Source organism: Inquilinus limosus (genome assembly GCF_002195995.1).
GTDB classification, from domain to species: Bacteria; Pseudomonadota; Alphaproteobacteria; order DSM-16000; family Inquilinaceae; genus Inquilinus; species Inquilinus limosus_C.
The window spans coordinates 184,636-208,934 of record NZ_NHON01000001.1 but is presented as its reverse complement, the minus strand read 5'-3'; the positions used below and the strand labels follow the sequence as shown (position 1 = coordinate 208,934).

The window sequence follows — 24,299 nt, the reverse complement described above, 5'->3', positions numbered from 1 at the left end:
CCCGATTCCGGCGGGAGCATCCGAGATAGCCGTGACTGAGAGACGGCGACCTCAGCGGGGCCTGCCGACCGGCTCCAGCCAATGATGGACCGGATTGGCTCCGAAACGCGCTCGCGACCGCTTTTTAAGCCTTGGTTCGTGGACGCCGCTTCCGTGCCGGTTCCACCGCGGCAGCCGGCTTTGTCTCGACCGGCTTCGCCTCTTGCAGTCGCCGGCCCAAGCCGATCGACTTCGCGAGGGAGCTGTGCTGCTGGGCGTAGTTCGGCGCCACCATCGGGTAGTCCGCCGGCAGTCCCCAGCGCTCGCGGTATTGATCCGGCGTCATGTTGTAGGCGGACGACAGATGCCGCTTCAGCATCTTCAGCTTCTTGCCACCCTCGAGACAGACCAGATAATCCGGGGTTACGGATTTCCGGATCGGCACCGCCGGCTCCGGACGGGCTGCCGCCGGCTCAGGCGCCTTGCCGAGGCCGCTCAGGGCAGTAAAGACCTGAGCGATCAACGTCGGCAGATCCGTCTGCGCCACGCTGTTGTTGGCGACATGAGCCGAGACGATCCGCGCGGTGAGGCGGCGCGTTTCGTCTGCGGTTATATCTGATGTTGCTATGCCGACTTCGTTCATCAATGACTCCGATATGATCGCAGGATTGTATCGTCCGCAGATTGGCGGGTGTCACAGTCTAGTATGGTGTAGAATTTGGCTTTGCAATAGAGTTTTATTCGTCCCTGAATTTTTTGCGACTGTCTATGCTCGGGGACCTCAATTGGATTGAGGATCAGGATGCCATTGCACTAAAGGAAGGACCTTCATCGAATTTGCCATTACTAGCATGCCGGCTGTACAGAATTGCGCGCCGTCCGGCAGCCTCGGCCGCGAACGGATCACCGTCGGGATTTCCAGGATCATGATCTGAACTGCACTCAAGGGTCCGAGGGAGTCGGCGAAGGCAGACGGATCGGGCTGACCAGGTCGAGCCCCGGCGATGCCGAGGCTGGGCTCTATTGCGCCACGCGCCGGTGGCGCCGAGCTCCGCCGAGCCGCCGGCGGCGTCTCGGCCCTTTCGGGTGACGATCCCTCGTGTCCATGCGGTGCGGCCCGGTCGGGACCACACTGGTCGGTTGCCGGCTGCGCCGTCGCCATGCTCAACCGCCCAGGGTGGCCTGGTTCCGCCCGGTCTCGCGTGGCGCTCGTCGCGGTCGCCGGCTGCGCCGTCGCTATGCTCGACCGCGCCGGGATCCTGTGTGAGCCCGGCCGCCGTTGTCGGCCGGGCCGAGGGGAGCTGCGCTCCCAACTTGCCTCGATAGCCCGACCGCTGCGCACAGATGGCCGTATCGCTCCGAAGGATGCATCGACCTCTTTGGCGATATCCGCCGTTCCCGAGGTGTTGAGGCACCCTATTTCTCGATGCCTGAACGACAGTCTGTTCGAGCGGCATAGACCGCGGTCGGACTGAGCCACGGAGGGGCGGCTGCCGGCTCCGAGACTTCATCCGGGCGACGCGACGATGATCCGCTGCGGCGCAAGGCCGTCGGGGCCACGCCGTTCCGCCCCACGACTGGTCTTTGCCGCCCTGGCACCTGTCGGAACCGGTCGCTGCTCTCTCCGTGCCGCCGATCCCCTTGGAGTGGAACCGCGGGCCGCCATGTCACCTCCCGGCCCGTCCGCAGGCACACCCATGCCGCCTCGGATGGCTCGATCTGGCCGAGGGAGCGGCTCTCGCCTCGATCGCGGGTCCGCAACGGCGGGCGCCGGCTTTTTTCCGCCGCCGGGCGGGCCCGGCTTTGCATCGCCAGGCAAAAAAGCCGGCGCCCGCCGTCCTGCGCTGCGCTGCGGGCCTGCGGCTGCGGCGCGATCGCCCCTCGGCCTTGTGATCGCCATCGAGGCCGCATGGGCGCGGCCCGAGAACGGAAGAGGAGACCTACTATGGCGACCATCGGCACCTTCAAGTCCGCGGACGGCTTGTCCGGCGCGGTCCGCACCCTGACCCTCAACGTCAAGGCGACCATCCGCCCGGCCGAGCGCGAGAACGACAAGGCCCCGGACGACGCATGGCGTGCCGCGGCTGTGAACGATTCGACGGCCTGCTAATTCATAAACCCAGCTCATAAGATCATGCTGGTTCCACTGCCTAATCGTATGCCCCGCCGGCTTCTATAGTCGCGGCATGCCCTCTAATTCAGCCACAGGCGCGACGGACTCGCTGCTTCCGTCGACCGCCGATGCAGGCGATGGCCGCACGATCGCGGCCTTGCTGCCGATCATGATGCTCGTCCTGATCGTCTTTCTGATCATCGGGCTGGCGTTGCCCGTGCTGCCCCTACACATCCATCAAGAGCTCGGACTCGGAACTTTCGTGGTCGGGCTCGTGACGGGCAGCCAATTCGCGGCTGCTGTGCTCTCCCGCGTATGGTCGGGAAGGTATGCCGATCAGCGGGGCGCCAAACGCGCGGTTCTCACCGGCCTGGTGGCTGCGGCCGCGGCGGGAGGGCTGTACCTCTTGTCGCTACGCTTTCTCGACACCCCGTCGATCTCGGCCGCCATCCTCCTGCTCGGCCGCGGGCTGCTGGGTGGTGCTGAGAGCTTCATCATCACCGGGGCCGTCAGTTGGGGCCTGGTGCTTGCCGGGCCGGAGCGCGCAGGACGGGTCATCGCCTGGATCGGGATGGCGATGTTCGCCGCCCTCGCGTTCGGGGCGCCGCTCGGCACCGCCCTCTACGCTGCCGGCGGTTTTACGGCGGTTGCCGCTGTGACGGTGCTGGTGCCGGCGGCGGCGATCCTGCTGGCTGGCCTGCTGCCGTCCGTGCCGCCGCCGGGCGGCTCGCGTCCCTCGCTTCTCACGGTTGCCCGCGCCGTCTGGATGCCTGGGCTCGGCTCGGCGCTCAGCAGCGTCGGCTTCGGTGCGATCATCGCCTTCGGTTCGCTGCTGTCGGCGGATCGCGGCTGGAGCCCGATCTGGCTGGTGTTCAGCTCCTTTGCCACCGCTTTGGTCGCCGCCCGCCTGGTCTTCGGCCATCTGCCCGACCGGCTGGGCGGCGCACGGGTGGCCCTGGTATGCGTGCTGATCGAGGCGGCCGGCCTGGCGCTGATCGGGCTGGCGGCCGACCACGTCTGGGCGGCGGCCGGGGCCGCGCTCGCCGGCTTCGGGTATTCGCTGGTCTATCCCGGGCTGGGCGTCGAGGCGGTCCGCCGCGCCCCGCCGCAGAGCCGCGGCGTGGCGATGGGCACTTACACTGTCTGCCTCGACGTGGCGCTCGGCTTCGGCAGCCCGGCGCTGGGGCTCGCCGCAGGCTGGACCGGGTTGGGATCGGCATTCCTCGTGAGCGCGCTGGTCGCGCTCGGCGCCGCGGCCATCGCCCTGCGGCTGGCCCGCAGGACGCCGCATGCGACCACTGACGGGGGCCCCGAATGAAGTTTCTCGCCGTCGCCATTGCGGCCTTGTGCCTGACGGCCGCCCCGGCGGCGCAGGCGGGGCCGCCACAGGAGGATCTGCACATGGCCGCCTCAGCCCTGGAAAGGTACCGGCAAGACGTTCTGCTGGGCGATGTCTGGAAGCGCCCGGACCTGTCGGCGCGGGATCGCAGCATCGTCACCGTCGCCGCCCTGATCGCGCGCAGCCAGACCGTCGAGCTGCCGTTCTATCTCGGCCTCGCGCTCGACAGCGGCGTGACGCCCCGCGAGATCTCCGAGATCATCACCCATCTCGCCTTCTATTCCGGCTGGGGCAACGCCGCGGCGGCGACCGCCGTCGCCAGGGACGTCTTCGCCGCGCGCAGCATCGGCGGCGACCAGCTGCCCGCGGCCTCGCCGCCGTTGCTGCCGCTGGACGAGGCGGCGGAGGCGCAGCGCGCGACGCGGGTCGAGGAGCAGTTCGGAACGGTCGCGCCGGGGGTCGTGCAGTACACGACCGATGTGCTGTTCCGGGACCTGTGGCTGCGCCCCGATCTGGCGCCGCGCGACCGCAGCCTGGTCACGGTCAGCGCCCTGGTCGCCGCCGGCCAAGTCGCGCAAATGCCCTATCACCTGAACCGCGCCATGGATAACGGCCTGACCCAGCCGCAGGCTGCGGAGGTGCTGACGCAGCTGGCCTTCTATGCCGGCTGGCCGAACGTCTTCTCGGCGCTGCCAGTGGCGAAGGACGTGTTTGAGAAACGGCCGAGATAGCGGATGCCGGATCCGTATATCCGCCTGGCGGAGCTTGAGATTGACCCCGCCCGGCGTGAGGAGTTCAGCGCCGCGATCCGGGACGAGATCGAGATCGCCATCCGCGTCGAGCCGGGCGTGCTGGCGCTCCATGCCGTGTTCGAGAAGGACAACCCGGCCCGCGTCCGGGTGTTCGAGATCTATGCCGACGAGAGTGCCTATCGAACCCATCTGGACACCCCGCATTTCCGGAAATTCCGGGCCGCCACCGAGGCCATGGTCCGGTCCCGCCGGCTGCTCGACGCCGTGCCCATCGTGCTCGGCGCGAAGGCAGGCTGACAGCCGTCCGCGGCCTCAGCCCCGGTGGCGCAGCGCGTCGACCATCAGGGCGAAGGCGGCGGAGGATTGGCGCCGGCTCGGATAGTACAGGTGATAGCCCGACCAGGGCACACACCAGTCCTCCAGCACCTGCTGCAGGCGGCCCTTCGCGAGATGGGGCCGCGCCAGGTCCTCCGGCACATAGGCCAGGCCGAAACCGGCCAGGGCAGCGTCGAGCACCTCAAAGATGCCGTTGAAGACCAGCTGGCCCTCCACCCGCACCTTCATCTCCCGCCCGTCCTTCTCGAACTCCCAGGCATAGAGCCCGCCATAGGTCGGCAGCCGCAGGTTGATGCAGCGATGCGCGACCAAGTCCTGCGGCGTCCGCGGCGACGGCCGCTCCGACAGGTAGGATTTCGACCCGATCACAGCGAAGCGGATGTCCGGCCCGATGCGCACCGCGATCATGTCGCGGGCCACCTGCTCGCCCAGGCGGACGCCGGCGTCGTAGCGTTCCGCCACGATGTCGGTCAGCCCGTAGTCGATGGCGAGCTCGACCCTGATGTCGGGATAGCGGGGGAGCAGCTTCTCCAGCTTTGGCCAGAGGATCGACCGGATCGCATGGTCACCGGCGGTGATCCGGATGGTGCCGGCTGGCGTCCTACGCAGCTCGCTGACCGCGGCCAGCTCGGCCTCGATCTCCTCCAGCCGCGGGGCGACGGTACCGAGCAGGCGCTCGCCGGCCTCAGTCAGCCCAACGCTGCGCGTCGTGCGGGTCAGGAGTCGGATGCCGAGCCGGGTCTCGAGCTGGCGGATGGTCTGGCTGAGCGCCGACTGCGAGACGGCCAGCTTTGCCGCCGCCTTGGTGAAGCTGCGCTCCCGTGCGACGGCGACGAGGGCCACGAGATCGTCCAGGCTGGTGCGCTGCATTTATCGCCGCTCCTTATAGGTGCATGCAGATTACAGCGACTAACGCTGGAGAAACGACGCCTTACATTCCGGATCTCGACACCAGCCGCCGGGACGACGCGATGATCACGCGCAGACGCATTCTCGCCGCCACTGGTGGTCTCGCCCTGATCGCGGCAGGAACGGCCGCGGCGCAAGCACCGGCCATGCCAGGAAGGATCGGATCCATGCAGATCACACGAGGCGGTTCGCAGCCGTCCCGCAGGGGACCGGCGGAATACTTCGCCGGTGCGGTCCGCATCGACCCGCTGTTCCAGGCACCCGAGCCGGCACGGGCCGGCGGCGCCAGCGTCACCTTCGAGCCGGGCGCCCGCACCGCCTGGCACACGCATCCGCTCGGCCAGACCCTGATCATCACCGCGGGCCTCGGCTGGGTGCAGCGCGAGGGCGGGCCAATCGAGGAGGTCCGGCCCGGCGACGTGGTCTGGTTCCCGCCCGGGCTGAAGCATTGGCACGGCGCGACGCCGACCACGGCGCTGACCCACATCGCCATCAACGAGAGCTTGGACGGTCGCAACGTCGACTGGCTGGAGCAGGTCGCCGACGAGCAGTACCGCCGATGAGCGCCGCCATGGCATGGCCGGCGGACGAGCTGCGCCGGATCGCAGCGGCCGACGATCTGCACATCGCGCCGTTCCGCGAGGATGGCCGAACCTATGGCACCCCGACCTGGATATGGTCCGTCGCGGTGGAGGGCGACCTCTATGTCCGCGCCTACAACGGCCAAGGCTCCCGCTGGCACAAAGCGGCAATGCGGCAGAAGGCTGGACGGATCATTGCCGCCGGCCTGACCCGGGACGTTGCTTTCGAGCCTGTCGAGGAGCCGATCCAGGACCGGATCGACGAGGCGTACCGAGCGAAGTACGGCGGAAGCCCCTATCTCGCCGCGATGACCGGCGCCCGCGCCCAAGCCGCCACTGTCAGGATCGCGCGGCGCGAGGCCAAGGAACCATCGGCATGACCAGCGGCATCGAAGGCACGGCCAGGGAACGGTCAGATTCGAAAGGGATTCGCGCGGCCTGTACGGCTGCGGCTCCGCTCGAACCGCCGGCAGCGCTGTCAGACATGGGGAAGAGGTGATGCAACGTGTCGTACTCAGAGAATTCGGCGGCCCTGAGCAGCTCATCGTCGAGACGGCAGACGGCCTGATCCCCGGTCATGGAGAGGTGCTGGTCGATGTCGACGCCGCCGGGATCAATTTTCTCGATATTACCCAGCGGGGCGGGGCATCCAAGGTGCACACTGTCCAGCTCCCACTTGTGCTTGGCCTTGAAGGCGTAGGGCGCGTAAAGGCCTTGGGAGAAGGCCTCCGGGAGACTTCCGGGGGCCTGAAGGTTGGCTCGCGCGTCGCCTGGATGGATATCCGAGGCTCGTATGCAAGCGAAGTGGTCCTTCCTGTCAACCGCGCCGTCGTCCTTCCGGAAACCTTCTCGGTGAGCCAGGGTCTGCTTTTCCAGCCTCTCACCGCGCAATATCTCGTCCACGAATACCGGAAGGTCAGGCCGGGCGACCGCGTGCTGGTTCATGCGGCGGCCGGCGGAGTCGGACAACTTCTCGTCCAATGGTTCAAGTATCTGGGCGCCTGGGTCGTCGGCACCGTGTCCAGCGAGCAGAAGGCGTCGGCCGTTCGCAGCCTCGGCGTCGATGCCATCATCGTGTACGGAGCCGATTATGAATTCGTCGACGAGATCATGGCGCTCACCGATGGCAAGGGTGTCGATCTCGCCTTCGATGGCTTGGGCGAGAAGACCTTGGTGAACACCATCGCGGCGCTCACCCGCGGCGGCACCGTGGTCTCGATTGGCGCCGCTTCGGGACCCGTTCCGGCGATCCAGCCGACTCAGCTCACCCAGAAAGCGCTGCGTCTGGCGGGCGGTTCGGTGTTCACCTATGTCGCAGATCCGGCAGAGCTGCAGCAACGCGCGTCGCAGGTCATGGCCGCCGTTCAGGCGGGCTGGCTACGACTGGATAGCGCGACAGCGTACCCGCTCGATTGTGTATCCGACGCCCATCGCGACATTGAGAACCGTCGAACGCAGGGCAAGCTCTACCTCGCACCATGAGCATTCGCCTAAGCCGATACGGGGCTCGGCGCCGATCTGCACCGCAACTGCTGCGGGGCGATCATCGCGTCGCCTTGGTTTGCGAACGAAGACCGTCGACAAAGACGTCCAGCAGTTTCAGCACCGTGTTCTGCCAGCCGGGTTGGTCGTGCATGTAGCACATGCCCACGAGCGCCCGGAGGAGATCCTCGGCGCCGATGTCAGGGCGGATCTCGCCCGCCGAAACGGCTTGGTCCAGCAGCGTGCCGGCAGCTTTCGTCAAGCGGTCGAACGTGTAGGCATAGAGATCTTGCCGGCCGTGCGCAGCAAGCGCCAACGCCGCCAGCATGCCCTTCTTCGTGGCGACCAGCTCGACGTTGGACCTGAGCCAGGAGCGCAAGGCATCGACCGGCGCGGCCTCGCCCTTCAACTGCTCGGCCAATGCCCCAAGCTGCTCCACTTCGCGCCGATAGACCGCCTCGAACAAAGCGTCACGGGTCGGGAAGTGCCGGTAGAGGGTGCCGATGCCGACCCCGGCCCGCCTTGCCACGGCTTCGAGGCTGGCGTCCGGTCCCCCGGCGCTGAACACGGCCTTCGCAGCCTCCAGGACGCGCTCGCGATTGCGGATCGCATCGGTGCGTGGCTTGCGGGTGGTCTTTGCGGGGCTCTTTTCCATATTCCTCGTTTGGGCGCCCATCCTGCTTGTAAAACGGAGGGTGCCTCCGTATATTGTCCGAACGGACGCGCTTTCGAGACGCCCTGTCGATCAACGCGGGCGCCTGGTGTCCTCATAGCACGCAAATCGGGCCGTCCGGCCCCCGCCGCGCCTCTCCTGCGGCTGCCATGCCTTCGACGATATCACCGATCGGAGTCCTGCATGAGTTTCTCGATCAGCCTCGCCGTAAACGGTGTACGGCATGACATCGAGTTGGATGATCCGCGGGTCACCCTCCTCGATCTTCTGCGCGAACGCCTCGAACTGACCGGCACGAAGAAAGGGTGCGACCGCGGCCAGTGCGGCGCCTGCACGGTGCTGGTCGACGGTCGCCGCATCAATTCCTGCCTGGCGCTCGCCGTCAGCCATGACGGTGCCGACATCCTCACGATCGAGGGCGTCGCCCGTGGCGACGAGCTTCATCAGGTCCAGGCCGCCTTCATCGCCCATGACGGCTTCCAGTGCGGGTACTGCACGCCGGGCCAGATCATGAGCGCCATCGGCCTGATCCGGGAGGGCCAGGCCGGCGATGACCCGGAGCGCATCCGCGAGGGCATGAGCGGCAATCTCTGCCGATGTGCGGCCTATGCCGGGATCACGGAGGCGGTGCTGGAGGCGCAGAGAAAGCTGGCCGAGGCGGACCGGAGGGACGCAGCGTGAAGAGCTTCGATTACGTCAGGCCGGCCACGATCTCCGATGCCGTCGCGGCTGCAGCCGCGCCCGGGTCCGCCTACTTTGCGGCGGGCACGAACCTGCTCGACCTGATGAAGGGCGGCGTCTCCCGCCCCGACCGCCTGGTCGACATCACCCGCCTGCCGGGGCTCGACAGCGTCGAAGCCCTGCCGGATGGGGGTGTTCGAATCGGCGCCCTGGTTCGCAATGCCGACCTCGCCCACGATCCCGATTTCGCCCGAAGCTATCCGGCGGTGGCGGAGGCGCTGCTGTCCGGTGCCTCCGCGCAGCTCCGCAATGCCGCGACGGTCGGCGGCAACCTGCTGCAGCGGACACGCTGCGCGTACTTCTACGATACCGCCAGCGCCTGCAACAGGCGCGAGCCAGGCGCCGGCTGCGACGCCCGCGACGGCGAGAACCGGCTGCATGCGGTGCTCGGCTGGAGCGACGGCTGCATCGCCACCCATCCCTCCGACTTCTGCGTGCCGCTCGTCGCGCTGGATGCCGTGGTGGAGGTGGAAGGCAGGGATGGCCGCCGCGAGATCGCCATCGAGGATCTCCACCGGCTGCCGGGTGCGACGCCCGACCGCGAGAGCGCGCTCGAGCCGGGCGATCTGATCGTCGCCATCCGCCTACCGGCCGCGGCCGGCGCATTCTCCGGTCATGCCCGCTACCTCAAGGTGCGCGAGCGCACCTCCTACGCCTTCGCGGTGGTTTCGGCCGCGGCGGTGATCCGCCTCGAGGACGGCATGATCCGGGAGGCGCGGCTGGCGCTCGGCGGGGTGGCGGCCAAGCCCTGGCGCGCGCGGGCGGCGGAGACAATTCTTGCCGATGCCAGACCGGGCGCAGCGGCCTTCCGGCAGGCCGCGCAGGCGGCTCTGGCCGACGCCAGGCCCTCGGGCGACAACGCGTACAAGATCGAGCTCACGCGCCGGGTTGTCGTCCGCGCCCTGACGCTCGCCGCGGCCGGCACGCCCGAGCGCCTTCCGGCCCTTCCGGCCTCTCCGTTCTCATCCGCTCCCGGAGCGCTCCTCGATGACTGAGATCCGCCCCACAGCCGCTCCCGCCCATGCGCGCCACGGCTCCAGCATCGGCCAGCCGCTGACGCGCCGCGACGGCGTCCTGAAGGTGACCGGGGCTGCCCGTTACGCTGCCGACAACCACCCGGCGGGAATGCTGCACGCGGTGCTCGCGGTCAGCAGCATCGCCCGTGGCCGGGTGACGGCTCTCGATGTCGATGCGGCCAAGGCGCATCCCGGCGTGATCGAGGTCATGACCCCTGGCAACCGACCGCCGCTGGCGATGGACCCGGACGAGAAGTCGAACCCGTTCATGTTCCGGATCGATGTCCTGCAGAACGACAGGGTGCGCTACGCCAACCAGCCGATCGCGGTGGTGATTGCCGAGACGCTGGAGGCGGCGACGGAGGGCGTGGCACTGCTGTCGCCGACATACGAGACCCTGCCGGCACGGGTCGGGCTCGACGCCGGCGAGAGCTTCGTGCCTCCGGCCGTCGGCGTCGGCAATCCGGCCCAGGTGCAGCGGGGCGAGGTCGGGGCCGCCCTTGCCGGCTCGCCGAGCCGTGTCGAGGCGACCTATGAGACCCCCAGCCAGTACCACAATGCGATGGAGCCTCACGCCATCGTGGCCGCCTGGGACGGCGATGCCTTGTCGATCGACACGCCGAGCCAGGGCATGGCTATGGCCCAGGGCCGCATCGCGGGGCTGTTCGGCATCCCGCCCGAGAAGATCCATATTCGCAGCCCGTTCCTCGGCGGCGGCTTCGGCTCCAAGGGCCTGATCTCCGGTCCACAAGTCCTCGGCATCCTGGCGGCCCGGCTGGTCGGCCGGCCAGTCAAGCTGGTGCTGCGCCGCGAACAGATGTACGGGCCGGTCGGCCATCGCGCACCCACCCGCCAGACGCTGCGGATCGGCGTCGATGGCGAGGGCCGGATGACCGCGCTGGCCCATCACGCGAAGACGACGTCGAGCAGCTTCGACGACTTCTTCGAGCCGGCGGCCGACGCCTCGCACACGCTCTACGCCAGCCCGGCCATCGCCACCTCCCACGACGTGGTCCGCGTCGACACCGGCACGCCGCTGTTCATGCGGGCGCCCGGGGAGGCCACGGGCTCGATCGCGCTGGAGAGCGCGATCGACGAGGCGGCCTGGGCCTCCGGGATGGACCCGCTGGCCTTCCGGCTGAAGAACTACGCCGAGGTCGAGCCGATCTCCGGCAAGCCGTTCTCCTCCAAGGCCCTGCGCGAGTGCTACGCGGAGGGCGCGGCCCGCTTCGGCTGGTCGGGGCGTCCGGTCGCACCGCGGCAGATGCGAGACGAGGCCGGCTTCCTCGTCGGCTGGGGGATGGGCACCGCGACCTTCCCGGCGCTGATGTTCCAGGCCGAGGCCCGTGCGGTGCTGCGGCGCGACGGCACTGCCGTCGTGGAGACGGGCGCGCACGACATGGGGCAGGGCGCCTGGACCGCATTGGCCCAGATCGCGGCCGACGGCCTCGGGCTCGATCTCGATCGGGTTGAGTTCAGGGCCGGCTCGTCCGATCTCCCGGATGCCGGCATCGCCGGCGGCTCGGCCCACACCGCGACGGCCGGGATGGCGATCCATGGGGCCGGCGCCGATGTCATCGCCAGGCTGACCGATCTCGCGACCGGCGATGAGCGTTCGCCCTTGTTCGGGGCGGGGAACGCCGGGGTGCTCGCGCGGAACGGCCGTCTGGTCCGCCGCGACGACGGGAGCCGGAGCGAGAGCTACACCGACATTCTCGCCCGTGCCGGGCTGGCCGAGATCGAAGGCCGCGGCAGAAGTGCCGCGGATCCTGCGGCCCAGTCGGCCTATGCGATGCACGCGCACGGGGCGGTCTTCGCCGAGGTCAAGGTCGACCCCGATCTCGGCCAGGTCCGCGTCACCCGCCTCGTCGGGGCCTTTGCGGCGGGGCGGGTCATCAATCCGCGGCTGGTGCGCAGCCAGTACTATGGCGGCATGATCTGGGGCGCATCCTTCGCATTGCATGAGGAGGCGGTGATGGATCGGCGCTCCGGCCGCATCCTGAATGCCGATCTTGCCGAGTATCACGTTCCGGTGAACGCCGACGTGCCGTCCATCGATGTCGTGATGATCGACGAGTTCGATCCCCATGTGAACGCCCTGGGCATCAAGGGGGTCGGGGAGATCGGCATCACCGGCACCGGCGGTGCCGTGGCGAACGCGGTCTGGCACGCGACAGGAGCGCGCGTTCGCCGCTTCCCGATCAGGCTGCATGACCTGCTGGGACCGGCATCGGACTAGCCGACGGAGCAAAACCGGCCCCGCGCGAAAGTCTGGACCCGCGCGTTGGACAATAAAATCAACGCCTTGGGTCTGCAGGTCCAAATCACCCGCGACTAGTCGCAGTCGGTGGCGCAATCCGCGCCTGATTCCGTCCCTGCAGCGGGTGGCGAAGCGCATCAGGAAGAACGCGGGGGCCGGCGCACCGAAGGTCGGGTCAAAGGAATGTCAGAACGATGTCAGGTAGCGTTCACCGAGATCCGGCAGGATGACCACAATGACCTTGCCGGCATTTTCCTGCCGCGCCGCTAGTTGAGTTGCGGCCCAGAGCGCGGCCCCGGATGAGACACCGGCGAAGACGCCTTCCTCCGCCACCAAGGCCAGCGCCGCTTCCTTGGCATCGCTGGTGTTCAGGGCGATGACCTCGTCGGCAATGGTGGTGTCGAAGTTCCTCGGCAGTTGCTCGGGCGGCACCTCGGTGACCTTGTGCACGCCGTCGATCTGGGCGGGATACGGGTTCTCCTCCGTCGGCAGCGAGTCCTCGGCCGGCTCGGCGATCACCACCTTCAGGCCCGGCTTTTGCGACTTGAGAAACCGGCCTGCGCCCGAGAGGGTGCCGCCGGTCCCCACGCCGCCGACCAGGATGTCCACGGCCCCGTCGGTGTCGCGCCAGATCTCCGGCCCCGTGGTCTCGAAATGCACCCGCGGATTGGCCGGGTTGGCGAGCTGGTCGGTGAAGAACGCGCCTGGATTCTCCTCCTGGACCCTTTGGGTGATCTTCTCGAGCGCCTCGGGGTCGAGGAAGAACTCGTTCTTGACCGGCACCACCTCGGCCCCGAACAGGCGCAGGATCTTGACCTTGTCCGGGCTGATGTTGTCGCTGGCGTAGAATTTCGCCCGGTAGCCACGCGATGCGGCGACGGCGGCCAGGCCGATGCCGGTGTTGCCGCTGGTGACGTCGACGATCAGGTCCCCCGGGCGGAGTTTCCCGGCCTCCTCGGCGTCCTTCAGGATCGCCCAGGCGATCCGGTCCTTCACGCTGCCCGCCGGATTGAAGGACTCGATCTTGACCAGGATCCGGGCGGCGAGATCGCGCCTGCGGGGATAGTTGTGCAGCTCGAGCAGCGGCGTGTTCCCGATCAGCTCGGTGATGCTGTTGAAGACTCTCGGCATGGTGGATGTCTCACCTGTCTCCGGATCGTCGGCCGCGAGGCTCCGCAACCGCGAGCTGCACAAGGGTGGTCAGTGCGCGTTGCTCGGCGTGTAGGCCTCGAACGGATCGCCCTTGATCGCGGTCGACGGGCGGCCGTCCACCCCGACCGGGACCTCGCCGCGCAGCGTGATGCGGTAGAGCTGCCGGTTGAAATCCAGGCTGAAGATGTCCCGCGGCGCCAGATGCGCGGTGGCGCGATTGTCCCAGAAGGCGATGCTCCCGGGCTGCCAGCGGAAGCGGACGGTGTATTCCGGCCGCGCGATGTGCTCGAACAGCAGCTCCAGCAGCTGCTGGCTCTCGCGCGGGTGCAGGCCGGTCACGCGCTTGAGGAAGGACGGGCTCACGAACAGCACGCGCTCGCCGCTCTCGGGGATGACGCTGACCAGCGGGTGCTCGCTGACCAGCGGGCGGGCCTGGTTCTTCTTGATGAAGGATTCGGTCGCCTCCTGGCCTTCCGGCGGCGAGAAGTAGTGGACGCCGCGGAGCGTGTCGACGAAGGCGCGAAGAGTCTCCGACAGGCCCTGATAGGCAACGGCGAGATTGGTCCACAGCGTGTCGCCGCCATAGGGCGGGATGTCGACGCCGCGCAGGATCGAGGCGGCGGGCGGGTTGACCGCCGCGGTGACATCCGTGTGCCAGCCGGTCCAGGGGCGGATCAGCGGCTCGCCGACATGGCGCTCGGCGAAGCGGTCGCGGGCCACCGAATAGACCTGCGGATGCCCCTCGACGAAGCCGAACACCGGATGGCCGACGGTGGGGGCGCCGAAGGCGCTGGCGAAGGCGACATGCTGGTCATGGGTCAGCGGCTGGTCGCGGAAGAACACCACCTTCCACTTCAGCAGCGCGGCCTTGATCTCGTCGACGACGGCAGCGTCCAGCGGCTGCGTCAGGTCGACGCCCGAGATTTCTGCTCCGATCAGCCCGGTCAGGGGATGCACGCCGATGTGGCGGGGCTCGGCATTCGGCGCGGGTGTTGCGACGGCAAGGGTGCTCATGGCGGTCTCCATCGGTTGGCGCGACAGGTCGCGCGGCTGCAGGGGGATCAGTGGGTGGGCTGGACGAGATCGCGCGGGACGACGCCGTCGGCCTGGTTCTGCCAGGCGACGATGTCGTTGAAGCGCGGGTCCAGATACGGAGCGATGCTGATGTCGCGCTTGAGCGCGCCGGTGGCCTTCAGGCCGTCGGCGATCTCCTGGAAGACCTCGGCCGCGCGGTCGTCGATGCGGTAGTAGGAGCCGAGCCCGTCATTCTCGAACAGGCGCTTGCCCTGCTCGAAGGTCAGCCCCTGCTGCCCGACATAGCTGGCCTGGATCCAGGCGTCGGGGTTCGCCCGCTGCCAGTTGTAGAACTGGACCGCGCGGCGGACGAAGTCGGCGACCGCAGCCGTCTTGGCAGGGTCGTCGAGCAACGTCTTGTGCACGACGATGATGTTCCAGCCCCAGTTGTGGCCGCGGCCGTCGGCCAGGATCGGCGGTTCGCCGATGCGGAAATACTGCTGGCCGAGGACGACGGCCGCATCGACCGCGCGGGAGGAGAAGGTGGGGGCGACCTCGGCGCCGGCGAGCTCGACGCCCTTGACGTCGGTCTCCAGCGACAGCCCCGCCTTATGCAGGATGCTGGCCAGCGCCATGTGCCGGCCCGTGCCGGGCGGGTAGGCCACCGTCCGGCCGCGCAGATCGGCGACCGAACGGATCCCGGAATCTGGCTGCGCCACGACATAGTAGTTGCCGGCGGTTCCGGGATTGGCGCTCAGCGCCACCGCGACGAGATCTTCGACGCCGGCCGCGATCGCGATCGGCAGCGGCGCCTCGCCGATATAGCCGATATCGGCGCCGCCGGAGATCAGGGCCTCCAGCACCGCCGGACCGCCGTTGAAGTTGGCGAACTCCGCCTCGTAAGGGACGCCCTCCGAGACCTTGGACAGCGTCCACGGGATCGAGGCCTGGTCGTTCTGCTCGGCGACCACGAGGCGGACGCCAGGCGGGACCGCGGCGGCGAGGCGGGCGGCGAGATCCTCGGCCCGGGCCGTCCCAGCAACGCCGATGCCAAGGGAGAGCGCGAGGCCGGTGATCAGCGCCGCGCGGCGGCAGAGGCTGGAGCAACTGCGGGCTGGGATGTGCGGGTCGGTCACGCTCTTGTCCCCCTTGAGGATGAGATCGATGGCTCCGGTTCAGTCCGCCGTCACGCCCAGCTCGGCGAGCAGCCGGCGGCGCAGGGCGGCGAACCGCGGATCGGACCGGCTGCGCGGCGCGTCGATATCGACAGGAAGGTCGAGCGACAACTGTCCCTTCGTCAGGACCAGGACGCGGTCGGCGAGCAGGATCGCCTCGTCCACGTCGTGGGTGACGAGCAGCACCGCGGGCCGGTGACGCTGGTACAGGTCCTGGAGCAGCGCGTGCATGCGGATCCGGGTCAGCGCGTCCAGCGCGCCGAACGGCTCGTCGAGCAGCAGCAGCTGGGGCTCGCGCACCATCGCCCGGGCCAGCGCCACGCGCTGAGCCTCGCCGCCCGACAGCGTCCGCGGCCAGGCCTTCGCCTTGGCCGCGAGGCCGACCTCCTCGAGGGCGGCGAGGCCGCGCTCCCGCGTCTCTCGCGTCTGCGGCAGGCCGATCGTGACGTTGCGCAGCACCGGCAGCCACGGCATCAGGCGCGGGTCCTGGAACACGATCGCCCGCCGGCGCGGCACGCGGATGAAGCCTTCGACCTCGGCGTCGAGCGCCCCGAGTCCGCGCAGGAAGGTGCTCTTGCCGGAGCCGCTGCGCCCGAGCAGGACGACGAACTCGCCCGGCCGGATGTCGAGGTCGACGCCCTGCAGCACCGCCTGGTCCTGGAACGACCGGACGACGTCCCGGGCGACGACGGCCGCTGTCTCAAGCGCCATCGAACGTCCTCCGCCAGCGCAGCAGCCGGGCTTCCAGGGCGCGGGCGAGCGACAGCGAGCCGAGGCCCAGGGCGGCATAGACCGCGATCAGCACGAAGATCACGTCGACCCTGAAATACTCGCGCGCGTCGCTCATCATCCGGCCGAGCCCGGTCTTGGCGTTGATGGTCTCGGCGAAGATCAGCGCCAGCCAGGCGGAGGTGAGCGCCAGCCGCAGCCCGACCAGGAAGCCGGGCAGGGCGCCCGGCAGGACGACGGCCGTCACCAGCTCCCTGCCGCGCACGCCGAACGACCGCGCGGCCTCGATCAGCCCGGCATCGACATTGCGGATGGCGCTGTAGGTGTTGATGTAGACGGCGATCCACACGGTCAGCGCCACCAGCGCGACCTTCGGCTCCTCGCCGATGCCGAGCCAGGCGATGAGCAGCGGCAGGAAGGCGAAATTCGGGACGGCGTGCAGGACCTCCATATTGGCGTCGACCAGATTCTCGCCAAGGCGCGAGAGCCCCGAGGCCAGCGCTCCGATCACGCCGAGCGACACGCCGACGGCGAGCCCGCGCAGCACCCGGTCCAGCGAGGCGAGCAGATGCCCCTGCAACTCGCCCGAGGCGATCAGGGCGATCGCCGTGTCCAGCACCGTGAGCGGGCTGGGCGTCGTGCGAAGGTCGAGGACTCCGGCCGAGGCCAGACCCTGCCACACGACCAGCAGGAGAACGGGGCCGGCAAGGCGTTGCAGCCAGCGCGGCACCCGCGAGGTCCGGGACGGGACGACACCCTCCCGGCGCGGATCGACCAGATCCGTTCCAGGAGTTCCGATGGCGGCCGGGGCCTCAGGGGCGGGGCGGTCCGCCGCGGCGAGAAGCACCGGCTTTCGAGACGCGGAGAACATGGTCATCGGCGACGGCCCGCATGGTTCGCACTGCTCATGGAATGACCCGGACGGGATCGCCCTCGCATCGCGCCGTCCCGATCGCTGCCGATCCGGTGAAGGAGCCAGGCCGTCAGAGTCACTGAAGATGATCGTTATTTTTTCGATATATGCAATCTACAAATGTTGATGGTTAGGAAAATTCTACAAACAGAAGTGAATAACATTTTTACTCACGCATATAGATCGTGAAATGACTCTGGCATGGTCCGGACGGTGCGCTGGAAGGGGATGACCGTGGTGGCAAGAACGGGGCTGATCGGGGCTGTCCTCGGCATCGCGATTTCGATGGCAGTGCTCGGCGGCGCGCGGGCGGAGGACGGCGGCCCGCCGGTGCAGGGCGGCTCGCTGACCTGGGGCGTCGAGACTGAGCCGACCACGCTGAACCCGCATCTCAATGGCCAGGCCAAGGCCAAGCTGCTGCTGCGCAATGTGTTCGAGTCGCTTTTGGCCCGGACGGCCGATGGCGGCTACGTCCCCTGGCTGGCGACGGGATACAAGGTGTCGGACGACGGCAGGACCTACAGCTTCACCCTGCGCGACGACGTCACCTTCAGCGATGGACAGAAATTCAACGCTGCAGCGGTCGTCACGAATTTCACCAGGGTCAAGGACCCCGCCTATTCCGCGGCGATCAGCACCGGGCCGATCTCCCATATCGCCGAAGCCAGGGCCGTGGATGACCGGACGGTCGAGCTGACGCTGAAGGACCCCTATGCCCCGTTCCTCGACTACATCGCGGCGCTGGAGATCATCTCCCCGGCCGCCTTCGCCTCGCCGAAGCTGAAGGCCGGCGGGTCCGAGGTGGCCGGCACCGGCCCCTTCATCCTCGACCGCTACACCAAGGGCCAGGACGCCCATTTCGTCCGCAACCCGGCCTACAACTGGGCACCGTCGACCGCGTCGCATCAGGGGCCGGCCTATCTCGACGAGGTGACCTACCGCTTCCTGTCCGAATCCTCGGTGCGCACCGGGGCGCTGAGTTCCGGCCAGGTCGACCTGATCGAGGGCATCTCCGGCAACGATGCGGAGCTGTTCCGGGACGACCCCGAATTCCGCTACCAGCACGCGCTGAATTCGGGCACGCCCTGCACGCTGTATCTCAACACCACCTTCGGCCCGACCCAGGACGTCCGCGTGCGCCGGGCGGTGGTCGCGGCGGTCGACGTCGACGCGGTGCTGCAGTCGGTCTATCGCGGCGAGCGCACCCGGTCCTGGGGCATCACCGCGCCGATCGACATCCAGCTCTACGACGCCAGCATCGAGCGCAGCTACGGCAACGATCCCGCGCTGGCCAACCAGCTGCTGGACGAGGCCGGCTGGACCGGGCGCGACGCCGAGGGGTTTCGCACCAGGGACGGCCAGCGGCTGCGGATCGAGGCGACCCAGGCCCAGGCGACGCTGCGCGACCAGCGCGACGTGCTGCTGCAGGCGCTGCAGGCCCAGCTGCGGCAGAAGGCCGGGATCGACCTGGCGATCGCCACCGTCGATCCCGGCACCTATGCCGACCGGACCGCCAGCGGCAGGTTCGACGCCATCCTCAACTCGACCACCCCGGCCGGCGACGGCTTCAACATCGAGTACCACTACCTGCCGGTGGATCGGGGCGGCCGCATCAACTACAGCCGCACCGCGGCGCCGAAGGTGCTGGGCTGGCTGCAGGCGGCCGCGGCGACGCTGGACCGCAAGACCCGCTTCGACCTCTACGCCCGGCTGCAGCGCTACGCCATCGTCGAGCAGGGGCTGGGGCTGCCGCTCTACGTGCCGGAGGACCAGATCGCCGCCGCCTCGCATGTCCATGGCGAGGGGTTCCGCCCGTTCTTCCAGATGCCGGAGAACGCCTACGGCATCTGGCTCGAACGCTAGCCCGCATCCGTCATTGCCTGATCGGCCAGCAAGGAGACGTCATCTTGGTCGTGAGCAAGCATCTGCGGAGGCTCGCCGTCGCCGCCGCATTCGGCGTCTCGATCCTTGCCTTCGGCGTCCGCAGCCTGCCCGTGGCCGCCGCGGACACGCCGGTCACCGGCGGGTCGCTGACCTGGGGCGTGGAGACCGAGCCGGCGACGCTCAACCCCCATCTGAACGGGCAGGACAAGACCAAGCTGCTGCTGCGCAACGTCTTCGAATCCCTGCTGGCCCGCACCGCCGACGGCGGCTACGTGCCTTGGCTGGCGACGGGATACAAGGTGTCGGACGACGGCAGGACCTACACCTTCACGCTGCGCGACGACGTCACCTTCAGCGATGGCCAGACGCTCGACGCCGCCGCGGTGGTGACGACCTTCACCGAGCTGAAGGACCCGGCCTATTCCGGCAGCGCCAGCGCCGGCCCGGTGTCGCATCTGGTCGAGGCCAGGGCCGTCGACGCCAGGACGGTGGAGCTGACGCTGAAGGACACCTACGCGCCCTTCCTCGACTTCGCGGCGGGGCTGGAGATCCTCTCCCCTTCCGCCTTCGCGTCTTCCGCCTTCGCGTCGCCGAAGCTGAAGGCCGGCGGGCCGGAGGTGGCCGGCACCGGCCCCTTCATCCTCGACCGCTACACCAAGGGCCAGGAGATCCGTTTCGTCCGCAACCCCAAGTACAATTGGGCGCCGCCGACCGCGGCGCATCGGGGGCCGGCCTATCTCGACGAGGTGACCTACCGCTTCCTGCCGGAATCCTCGGTGCGCATCGGGGCGCTGAGCTCCGGGCAGGTCGACCTGATCGAAGGCATTCCGGGCAATGACGCGGCGGTGTTCCGGGACGATCCGGAGTTCAGCTACCAGAAGGCACTGAACACCGGCACGCCCTATTCGCTGTTCCTCAACACCACCTACGGCCCGACCCAGGACATCCGCGTGCGCAAGGCGCTGGTCGCGGCCATCGATGTCGACGCGGTGCTGCGATCGGTCTACCGGGGCGAGCGCACCCGCGCCTGGGGCATCACCTCGCCGATCGACGCGCAGTTCTACGACGCCGGCATCGAGCGCAGCTACGGCCACGACCCGAAGCAGGCCAATGCGCTGCTGGACGAGGCGGGCTGGACCGGCCGGGACGCCGAGGGCTTCCGCACGAAGGATGGCCAGCGCCTGAGCATCGAGGTGGTGCAGGCCCAGGCCACGGTGCGCGACCAGCGCGACGTGCTGTTGCAGGCGCTGCAGGCCCAGGCCCGGCAGCAGGCCGGCATCGACCTGACGATCGCCTATGTCGACGCCGGCACCTACACCGACCGGCGCGCCACCGGCAGGTTCGGCTCGATCGCCAACTCCAACACCCCGACCGACGCGATCGACATCGAGCTGCACTACCTGCCGATCGACCAGGGCGGCTCGATCAACTACAGCCGCGCCGCGGCGCCGGAACTGCTGGCCTGGCTGCGGCAGGCCTCGGCCACGCTGGACCACAAGACGCGCTTTGACCTCTACGGGCGGCTGCAGCGCTTCGCCATCGTCGAGCAGGCCTATGCCCTGCCGCTGTACGAGCCGGAGGACCAGGTCGCCGCGGCCGCGCATGTCCACGGTGTCGGCTTCCGGCCGTTCAAGCAGCTGCCGGAGAGCGCCTACGACATCTGGGTCAGCCGGTAGCCGGCCGTCCGCGGCCGGGCAGGAGCAGGACAACGTGACGATCGAGAACTCCACCACCATCAGGCCGGCAGCGCTGGCCTCTGGCCGCCGGTCCCGCGGCGGGCGCGGGTCGCTGCCGACGCAGGTCCTGGGCCGCATCGGCTCGGCCGTGCTGGTGCTCTGGGCCGCGGTGACGCTGAGCTTCGCCAGCCTGCAGGTCGCGCCGGGCGACATCGTCAACCTGCTGATCGGCGAGCAGCTGCGCACGCCGGAGGTAGAGGCGGCGGTCCGCGCCGAATGGGGCCTCGATGACCCGCTGATCGTACAGTATCTGCGCTATCTCTGGCGCGTGCTGCACGGCGATTTCGGCCGCTCCTACATGCTGCAGACCGATGTCGGGCCGCTGATCCTGTCGCAGCTGTGGCCGACGCTGAAGCTGACCGCCGCGGCCCTGGTCGTGGCGGTCGTCTTCGCCGTGGCGACGGCGGTGCTGACCGCCGGCCGGCCCTGGGCCCGGCGCATCGCCGGCGGGGTCGAGCTGGTGCTGGTGTCGACGCCCTCCTTCTGGCTCGGCATCGTGCTGCTGTTCGTCTTCAGCTTCACCCTAAAGCTGTTCCCGGTGGCCGGGGACCGCAGCTTTTCCGCGCTGGTGCTGCCGGCGCTGTCGCTCGGGCTGTCGCTCGGCGCCGTGGTCGGCCAAGTCCTGCGGCAGGGGCTGGAGCGCGCGCTGGAGGAGCCCTTCGCCCTGACGGTCCGCAGCTGGGGCACCGGCGGCCTGACCCTGCGGCTGCGGCACGGCCTGCGCCACGCGGCGCTGCCGGCGATCACCCTGACCGGCTGGCTGGTCGGCGGGCTGCTCAGCGGCGCGGTGATCACCGAGCTGGTGTTCGGTCGGCCCGGCCTCGGCAAGGTCACGGTCGACGCGGTGCTCGGCAAGGACCTGCCGGTGGTGCTGGCGGTCGCGATCTTCTCGGCCCTGATCTACGTGGTGCTCAGCACCCTGGTCGACCTCCTCTACCTGGTCCTCGATCCGCGCCTGCGGACGCGCAGCCGGTGAGGGCGGCGACATGACCGCCGCATCCCTGGTGCTCCGCCCTGGCCTGCTCGCCGCCGGCCTGCGCCATCCCGGCCTGGTGGCCGCGGCGGCCTTCCTGCTGGTCGCCACGGTGGCGACGGTCTCGCCCGGCCTGCTGACCGGCGTCGATCCGATCGCCGCCGATCCGCTGCAGGCGCAGCTTCCGCCGGGCGGCGGGCACTGGTTCGGCACCGACCAGCTCGGCCGCGACGTGTTCGCCCGCGTCGTCCACGGCGCCCGCTATTCGCTGCTGATCGGCGTCAGCGCCATGCTGATCGCGGTGGTCGCCGGGTCGCTGCTCGGCCTGTTCGCCGGCCTGGCGCGCGGGCTGGTCGACGAGGCGATCACGCGCTTCCTCGACGTCGTCTCGGCCTTCCCGGACCTGCTGCTGGCGCTGGTGCTGATCTCCTTCACCGGCCCCGGCACCACCAACCTGATCGTCGCCCTCGGCGTGGCATCGGTGCCGCGCTTCGCCCGGGTGGTGCGGGCCCAGACCTTCGTCGTCGCCGAATCCGGCTATGTCGAGCAGGCCAACACCTTCGGCCTGACCCGGGCGACCCTGGTCTGGCGCCATGTGCTGCCGCACGCCGTCGCCCAGGTGCCGATCCTAGCCACGATCGGCCTCGGCACCGCGATCATCAGCGCCGCCGGGCTCAGCTTCCTCGGCATGGGGCCGCAGCCGCCGGTGCCGGAATGGGGCGCGATGCTGTCCGAGGGCCGCAGCTATCTGCGCAACGCCTGGTGGGTCGCGGTCTGGCCCGGCATCGCCATCACGCTGACGGTGGTCTCGGTCAGCGCGCTGGGGCGCCGCTGGCAGGCCGCCTTCGAAGGCAGGAGGCTGCCGTGACCGCATCCGATCCCCTGGTCAGGGTTCGCAACCTGACGATCCGGTTCCCGGGCGCGGCGGGGAAGGCGGCGGTGGTCCGCGGGCTCGACCTGACGATCCATCGCGGCGAGACCGTCGCCCTGGTCGGCGAATCCGGCTCCGGCAAATCGGTCACCGCCCGCTCCCTGGTCGGGCTAGCCGGGCCCGGGGCCGAGGTCACCGCCGACGCCTTCGAGATCGACGGCGAGAGCGCGCTGCGATACCGGGAACGGCACTGGCGCCGGCTGCGCGGCCGCCGGATCGGCTTCGTGCTGCAGGACGCGCTGGTCTCGCTCGACCCGCTGCGGCGGATCGGCCAGCAGCTCTCCGACGCCCTCGGCGCCCGCCGTCTGCGGCGAAGGAGCGAGGTCCAGCAGCGCGCCGCGGCGCTCCTGCAATCGGTCGGGATCCCGGATCCGGAGCACCGGCTGCGGCAGTATCCGCACCAGCTCTCGGGCGGGCTGCGGCAGCGCGCGCTGATCGCCACCGCGATCGCCGGGCAGCCGGACCTGGTGATCGCGGACGAACCGACCACCGCGCTCGACGTCACCGTGCAGCGGCAGATCCTCGATCTGCTCGAGCAGCGGCAGCGGGCCGGGCACACGCTGCTGCTGATCAGCCACGACCTAGCCGTGGTGTCCCGGCTGGCCGACCGCGTGCTGGTGATGCGCGACGGCGAGGTGGTGGAGCAGGGGCCCACCGCCGAGCTGCTTTCGGCACCCGCCCATCCCTACACGCGCCAGCTGCTCGACGCCGTCCCCTCCGCCGCCTCGCGCGGTCATCGCCTGGCGCCCGCGGCCGGGGAGGGCTGGGCGACGGGCCGGCCGCGCGCCCCGCTCCCGGCCAAGCGGATCGAGCCCCAGCGCCGGGTGCTGGTGGCGGAGGGCCTGCAGAAGAGCTACGGCAGCGGCGCCGCGGCGGCGCTGGTGGTTAACGACGTGTCCTTCGAGCTGGCGGCCGGCGAGACCCTGGGCATCGTCGGCGAGTCCGGATCGGGCAAGAGCACGGTGGCTCGGATCGTGCTGGGGCTGGTCGAGGCCGATGCCGGCCGGGTGCTGGTCGACGGGCGGCCCTGGAGCGAGCTGGACGAGCGGCACCGCCGGGCCCGCCGCGCCCGCATTCAGCTGATCGCCCAGGACCCGCTGAGCTCCTTCGACCCGCGCTACAGCGTCGACCGGATCGTCGGCGAGAGCCTCGATGCGGTGCAGATGTTCGGCGCCGAACGCCGGCGGCGGGTGCGGGAGGTGCTGGACGCGGTCCGGCTCGGCCCGGCCTTCCTCGACCGCCATCCGCGCGAGCTTTCGGGCGGGCAGCGCCAGCGCGTCGCCATCGCGCGGGCTTTCGCGCCGCGGCCGCAGCTGCTGGTCGCGGACGAACCGGTCAGCGCGCTCGACGTCTCGATCCAGGCCCAGGTGCTGGACCTGCTCGCCGAGCTCCAGGCCGAGTCCGGCACCGCGCTGCTGTTCATCTCGCACGACCTCGGCGTCGTCCATCACCTCGCCGACCGCGTCGTGGTGATGAAGGGCGGCCGGGTGGTCGAGTCCGGCGACGTCGCCGCGGTCTTCGCCGCCCCGCGCCACAGCTACACCCAGGCGCTGCTCGAAGCGGTGCCGACCCTGGCCCGCGCGGCCGCAGCCTGATCGTCCAGGACGCATA

The 24,299-nt window shown here is 69.4% G+C and carries 23 protein-coding genes; 15 read left to right on the top strand and 8 right to left on the bottom strand.

Annotation, left to right across the window (positions count from 1 at the left end):
* Window positions 1-124: 124 nt before the first annotated feature.
* Window positions 125-622, bottom strand: coding sequence for a MucR family transcriptional regulator (locus BWR60_RS00940; RefSeq protein WP_088149122.1), 498 nt, complete (start codon window positions 620-622; stop codon window positions 125-127).
* 1,302 nt (window positions 623-1,924) lie between these two features.
* Between BWR60_RS00940 and BWR60_RS00935 the strand changes: the two genes are divergently transcribed.
* The 4 genes from BWR60_RS00935 (at window position 1,925) to BWR60_RS00920 (ending at window position 4,480) form a co-directional block, all read left to right on the top strand.
* Window positions 1,925-2,089 carry a DUF736 family protein gene (locus BWR60_RS00935; protein WP_088149121.1) on the top strand — a complete coding sequence of 55 codons (165 nt, stop codon included), beginning with the start codon at window positions 1,925-1,927 and terminating at the stop codon, window positions 2,087-2,089.
* Window positions 2,090-2,165: 76 nt separating this feature from the next.
* A complete protein-coding gene (locus tag BWR60_RS00930; protein WP_088149120.1) occupies window positions 2,166-3,410 on the top strand; it encodes an arabinose transporter in 1,245 nt (414 codons plus the stop codon).
* Complete coding sequence (locus BWR60_RS00925) at window positions 3,407-4,162, top strand: carboxymuconolactone decarboxylase family protein (RefSeq protein WP_088149119.1); 756 nt, start codon at window positions 3,407-3,409, stop codon at window positions 4,160-4,162. The genes BWR60_RS00930 and BWR60_RS00925 overlap by 4 nt, the downstream gene beginning before the upstream one ends.
* A gap of 3 nt (window positions 4,163-4,165) precedes the next feature.
* Window positions 4,166-4,480, top strand: coding sequence for a putative quinol monooxygenase (locus tag BWR60_RS00920; RefSeq protein WP_088149118.1), 315 nt, complete (start codon window positions 4,166-4,168; stop codon window positions 4,478-4,480).
* Window positions 4,481-4,495: 15 nt separating this feature from the next.
* Here the strand turns inward: BWR60_RS00920 and BWR60_RS00915 are convergent, their stop codons facing one another.
* Window positions 4,496-5,389, bottom strand: coding sequence for a LysR family transcriptional regulator (locus BWR60_RS00915; RefSeq protein WP_088149117.1), 894 nt, complete (start codon window positions 5,387-5,389; stop codon window positions 4,496-4,498).
* Between the two features lie 206 nt (window positions 5,390-5,595).
* Between BWR60_RS00915 and BWR60_RS00910 the strand changes: the two genes are divergently transcribed.
* The 3 genes from BWR60_RS00910 (at window position 5,596) to BWR60_RS00900 (ending at window position 7,491) form a co-directional block, all read left to right on the top strand.
* Entirely contained in the window at window positions 5,596-5,991 is a 396-nt protein-coding gene (locus BWR60_RS00910) for a (R)-mandelonitrile lyase (RefSeq protein WP_088149116.1), read from the top strand.
* Entirely contained in the window at window positions 5,988-6,389 is a 402-nt protein-coding gene (locus BWR60_RS00905; protein ID WP_218823260.1) for a DUF2255 family protein, read from the top strand. Before BWR60_RS00910 ends, BWR60_RS00905 begins: the two co-directional genes overlap by 4 nt.
* A gap of 118 nt (window positions 6,390-6,507) precedes the next feature.
* Window positions 6,508-7,491, top strand: a complete 984-nt coding sequence (locus BWR60_RS00900) for a quinone oxidoreductase family protein (protein WP_088149114.1) — start codon at window positions 6,508-6,510, stop codon at window positions 7,489-7,491.
* Window positions 7,492-7,552: 61 nt separating this feature from the next.
* On the opposite strand, the gene BWR60_RS00895 is transcribed toward BWR60_RS00900, so the two are convergent.
* Complete coding sequence (locus BWR60_RS00895) at window positions 7,553-8,146, bottom strand: TetR/AcrR family transcriptional regulator (RefSeq protein WP_088149113.1); 594 nt, start codon at window positions 8,144-8,146, stop codon at window positions 7,553-7,555.
* 201 nt (window positions 8,147-8,347) lie between these two features.
* Here BWR60_RS00895 and BWR60_RS00890 point away from each other — a divergent pair, with 201 nt between their 5' ends.
* From BWR60_RS00890 to BWR60_RS00880, 3 genes are read left to right on the top strand one after another with little or no spacing between them, the layout of a single operon-like run.
* Entirely contained in the window at window positions 8,348-8,845 is a 498-nt protein-coding gene (locus BWR60_RS00890) for a (2Fe-2S)-binding protein (RefSeq protein ID WP_088149112.1), read from the top strand.
* Entirely contained in the window at window positions 8,842-9,900 is a 1,059-nt protein-coding gene (locus tag BWR60_RS00885; protein WP_088149111.1) for an FAD binding domain-containing protein, read from the top strand. Before BWR60_RS00890 ends, BWR60_RS00885 begins: the two co-directional genes overlap by 4 nt.
* Window positions 9,893-12,160: a xanthine dehydrogenase family protein molybdopterin-binding subunit gene (locus tag BWR60_RS00880; RefSeq protein WP_088149110.1), complete on the top strand. Its 2,268-nt coding sequence runs from the start codon at window positions 9,893-9,895 to the stop codon at window positions 12,158-12,160. Before BWR60_RS00885 ends, BWR60_RS00880 begins: the two co-directional genes overlap by 8 nt.
* Window positions 12,161-12,367: 207 nt before the next feature.
* Here the strand turns inward: BWR60_RS00880 and BWR60_RS00875 are convergent, their stop codons facing one another.
* From BWR60_RS00875 to BWR60_RS00855, 5 genes are all read right to left on the bottom strand, one after another.
* Window positions 12,368-13,312 carry a PLP-dependent cysteine synthase family protein gene (locus BWR60_RS00875; protein WP_088149109.1) on the bottom strand — a complete coding sequence of 315 codons (945 nt, stop codon included), beginning with the start codon at window positions 13,310-13,312 and terminating at the stop codon, window positions 12,368-12,370.
* A 69-nt stretch (window positions 13,313-13,381) separates the two neighbouring features.
* Window positions 13,382-14,347 carry a TauD/TfdA dioxygenase family protein gene (locus BWR60_RS00870; protein ID WP_218823259.1) on the bottom strand — a complete coding sequence of 322 codons (966 nt, stop codon included), beginning with the start codon at window positions 14,345-14,347 and terminating at the stop codon, window positions 13,382-13,384.
* Between the two features lie 47 nt (window positions 14,348-14,394).
* Window positions 14,395-15,483 carry a PhnD/SsuA/transferrin family substrate-binding protein gene (locus tag BWR60_RS00865; RefSeq protein WP_218823258.1) on the bottom strand — a complete coding sequence of 363 codons (1,089 nt, stop codon included), beginning with the start codon at window positions 15,481-15,483 and terminating at the stop codon, window positions 14,395-14,397.
* Window positions 15,484-15,522: 39 nt separating this feature from the next.
* Window positions 15,523-16,233, bottom strand: a complete 711-nt coding sequence (locus BWR60_RS00860; RefSeq protein ID WP_088149107.1) for an ABC transporter ATP-binding protein — start codon at window positions 16,231-16,233, stop codon at window positions 15,523-15,525.
* Window positions 16,223-17,128 carry an ABC transporter permease gene (locus tag BWR60_RS00855; protein ID WP_218823257.1) on the bottom strand — a complete coding sequence of 302 codons (906 nt, stop codon included), beginning with the start codon at window positions 17,126-17,128 and terminating at the stop codon, window positions 16,223-16,225. The genes BWR60_RS00860 and BWR60_RS00855 overlap by 11 nt, the downstream gene beginning before the upstream one ends.
* A 237-nt stretch (window positions 17,129-17,365) precedes the next feature.
* Between BWR60_RS00855 and BWR60_RS00850 the strand changes: the two genes are divergently transcribed.
* From BWR60_RS00850 to BWR60_RS00830, 5 genes are read left to right on the top strand one after another with little or no spacing between them, the layout of a single operon-like run.
* Entirely contained in the window at window positions 17,366-19,027 is a 1,662-nt protein-coding gene (locus BWR60_RS00850; RefSeq protein ID WP_218823256.1) for an ABC transporter substrate-binding protein, read from the top strand.
* Between the two features lie 50 nt (window positions 19,028-19,077).
* The gene (locus BWR60_RS00845) at window positions 19,078-20,724 is read left to right on the top strand and encodes an ABC transporter substrate-binding protein (RefSeq protein WP_230982916.1); all 1,647 of its coding nucleotides are present in this window, start codon (window positions 19,078-19,080) and stop codon (window positions 20,722-20,724) included.
* A 34-nt stretch (window positions 20,725-20,758) separates the two neighbouring features.
* Entirely contained in the window at window positions 20,759-21,760 is a 1,002-nt protein-coding gene (locus tag BWR60_RS00840) for an ABC transporter permease (protein ID WP_088149106.1), read from the top strand.
* A 10-nt stretch (window positions 21,761-21,770) separates the two neighbouring features.
* A complete protein-coding gene (locus BWR60_RS00835; protein WP_088149105.1) occupies window positions 21,771-22,625 on the top strand; it encodes an ABC transporter permease in 855 nt (284 codons plus the stop codon).
* Window positions 22,622-24,283, top strand: coding sequence for a dipeptide ABC transporter ATP-binding protein (locus BWR60_RS00830; protein WP_088149104.1), 1,662 nt, complete (start codon window positions 22,622-22,624; stop codon window positions 24,281-24,283). The genes BWR60_RS00835 and BWR60_RS00830 overlap by 4 nt, the downstream gene beginning before the upstream one ends.
* Window positions 24,284-24,299 lie beyond the last annotated feature (16 nt).

Excerpts from the sequence above, each read along its gene's own strand:
- BWR60_RS00940 (WP_088149122.1), bottom strand. The coding sequence starts at position 622 with ATGAACGAAGTCGGCATAGCAACATCAGATATAACCGCAGACGAAACG.
- BWR60_RS00935 (WP_088149121.1), top strand. The coding sequence starts at position 1,925 with ATGGCGACCATCGGCACCTTCAAGTCCGCGGACGGCTTGTCCGGCGCG.
- BWR60_RS00930 (WP_088149120.1), top strand. The coding sequence starts at position 2,166 with ATGCCCTCTAATTCAGCCACAGGCGCGACGGACTCGCTGCTTCCGTCG.
- BWR60_RS00925 (WP_088149119.1), top strand. The coding sequence starts at position 3,407 with ATGAAGTTTCTCGCCGTCGCCATTGCGGCCTTGTGCCTGACGGCCGCC.
- BWR60_RS00920 (WP_088149118.1), top strand. The coding sequence starts at position 4,166 with ATGCCGGATCCGTATATCCGCCTGGCGGAGCTTGAGATTGACCCCGCC.
- BWR60_RS00915 (WP_088149117.1), bottom strand. The coding sequence starts at position 5,389 with ATGCAGCGCACCAGCCTGGACGATCTCGTGGCCCTCGTCGCCGTCGCA.
- BWR60_RS00910 (WP_088149116.1), top strand. The coding sequence starts at position 5,596 with ATGCAGATCACACGAGGCGGTTCGCAGCCGTCCCGCAGGGGACCGGCG.
- BWR60_RS00905 (WP_218823260.1), top strand. The coding sequence starts at position 5,988 with ATGAGCGCCGCCATGGCATGGCCGGCGGACGAGCTGCGCCGGATCGCA.
- BWR60_RS00900 (WP_088149114.1), top strand. The coding sequence starts at position 6,508 with ATGCAACGTGTCGTACTCAGAGAATTCGGCGGCCCTGAGCAGCTCATC.
- BWR60_RS00895 (WP_088149113.1), bottom strand. The coding sequence starts at position 8,146 with ATGGAAAAGAGCCCCGCAAAGACCACCCGCAAGCCACGCACCGATGCG.
- BWR60_RS00890 (WP_088149112.1), top strand. The coding sequence starts at position 8,348 with ATGAGTTTCTCGATCAGCCTCGCCGTAAACGGTGTACGGCATGACATC.
- BWR60_RS00880 (WP_088149110.1), top strand. The coding sequence starts at position 9,893 with ATGACTGAGATCCGCCCCACAGCCGCTCCCGCCCATGCGCGCCACGGC.
- BWR60_RS00875 (WP_088149109.1), bottom strand. The coding sequence starts at position 13,312 with ATGCCGAGAGTCTTCAACAGCATCACCGAGCTGATCGGGAACACGCCG.
- BWR60_RS00870 (WP_218823259.1), bottom strand. The coding sequence starts at position 14,347 with ATGAGCACCCTTGCCGTCGCAACACCCGCGCCGAATGCCGAGCCCCGC.
- BWR60_RS00860 (WP_088149107.1), bottom strand. The coding sequence starts at position 16,233 with ATGGCGCTTGAGACAGCGGCCGTCGTCGCCCGGGACGTCGTCCGGTCG.
- BWR60_RS00855 (WP_218823257.1), bottom strand. The coding sequence starts at position 17,128 with ATGACCATGTTCTCCGCGTCTCGAAAGCCGGTGCTTCTCGCCGCGGCG.
- BWR60_RS00850 (WP_218823256.1), top strand. The coding sequence starts at position 17,366 with ATGGTCCGGACGGTGCGCTGGAAGGGGATGACCGTGGTGGCAAGAACG.
- BWR60_RS00835 (WP_088149105.1), top strand. The coding sequence starts at position 21,771 with ATGACCGCCGCATCCCTGGTGCTCCGCCCTGGCCTGCTCGCCGCCGGC.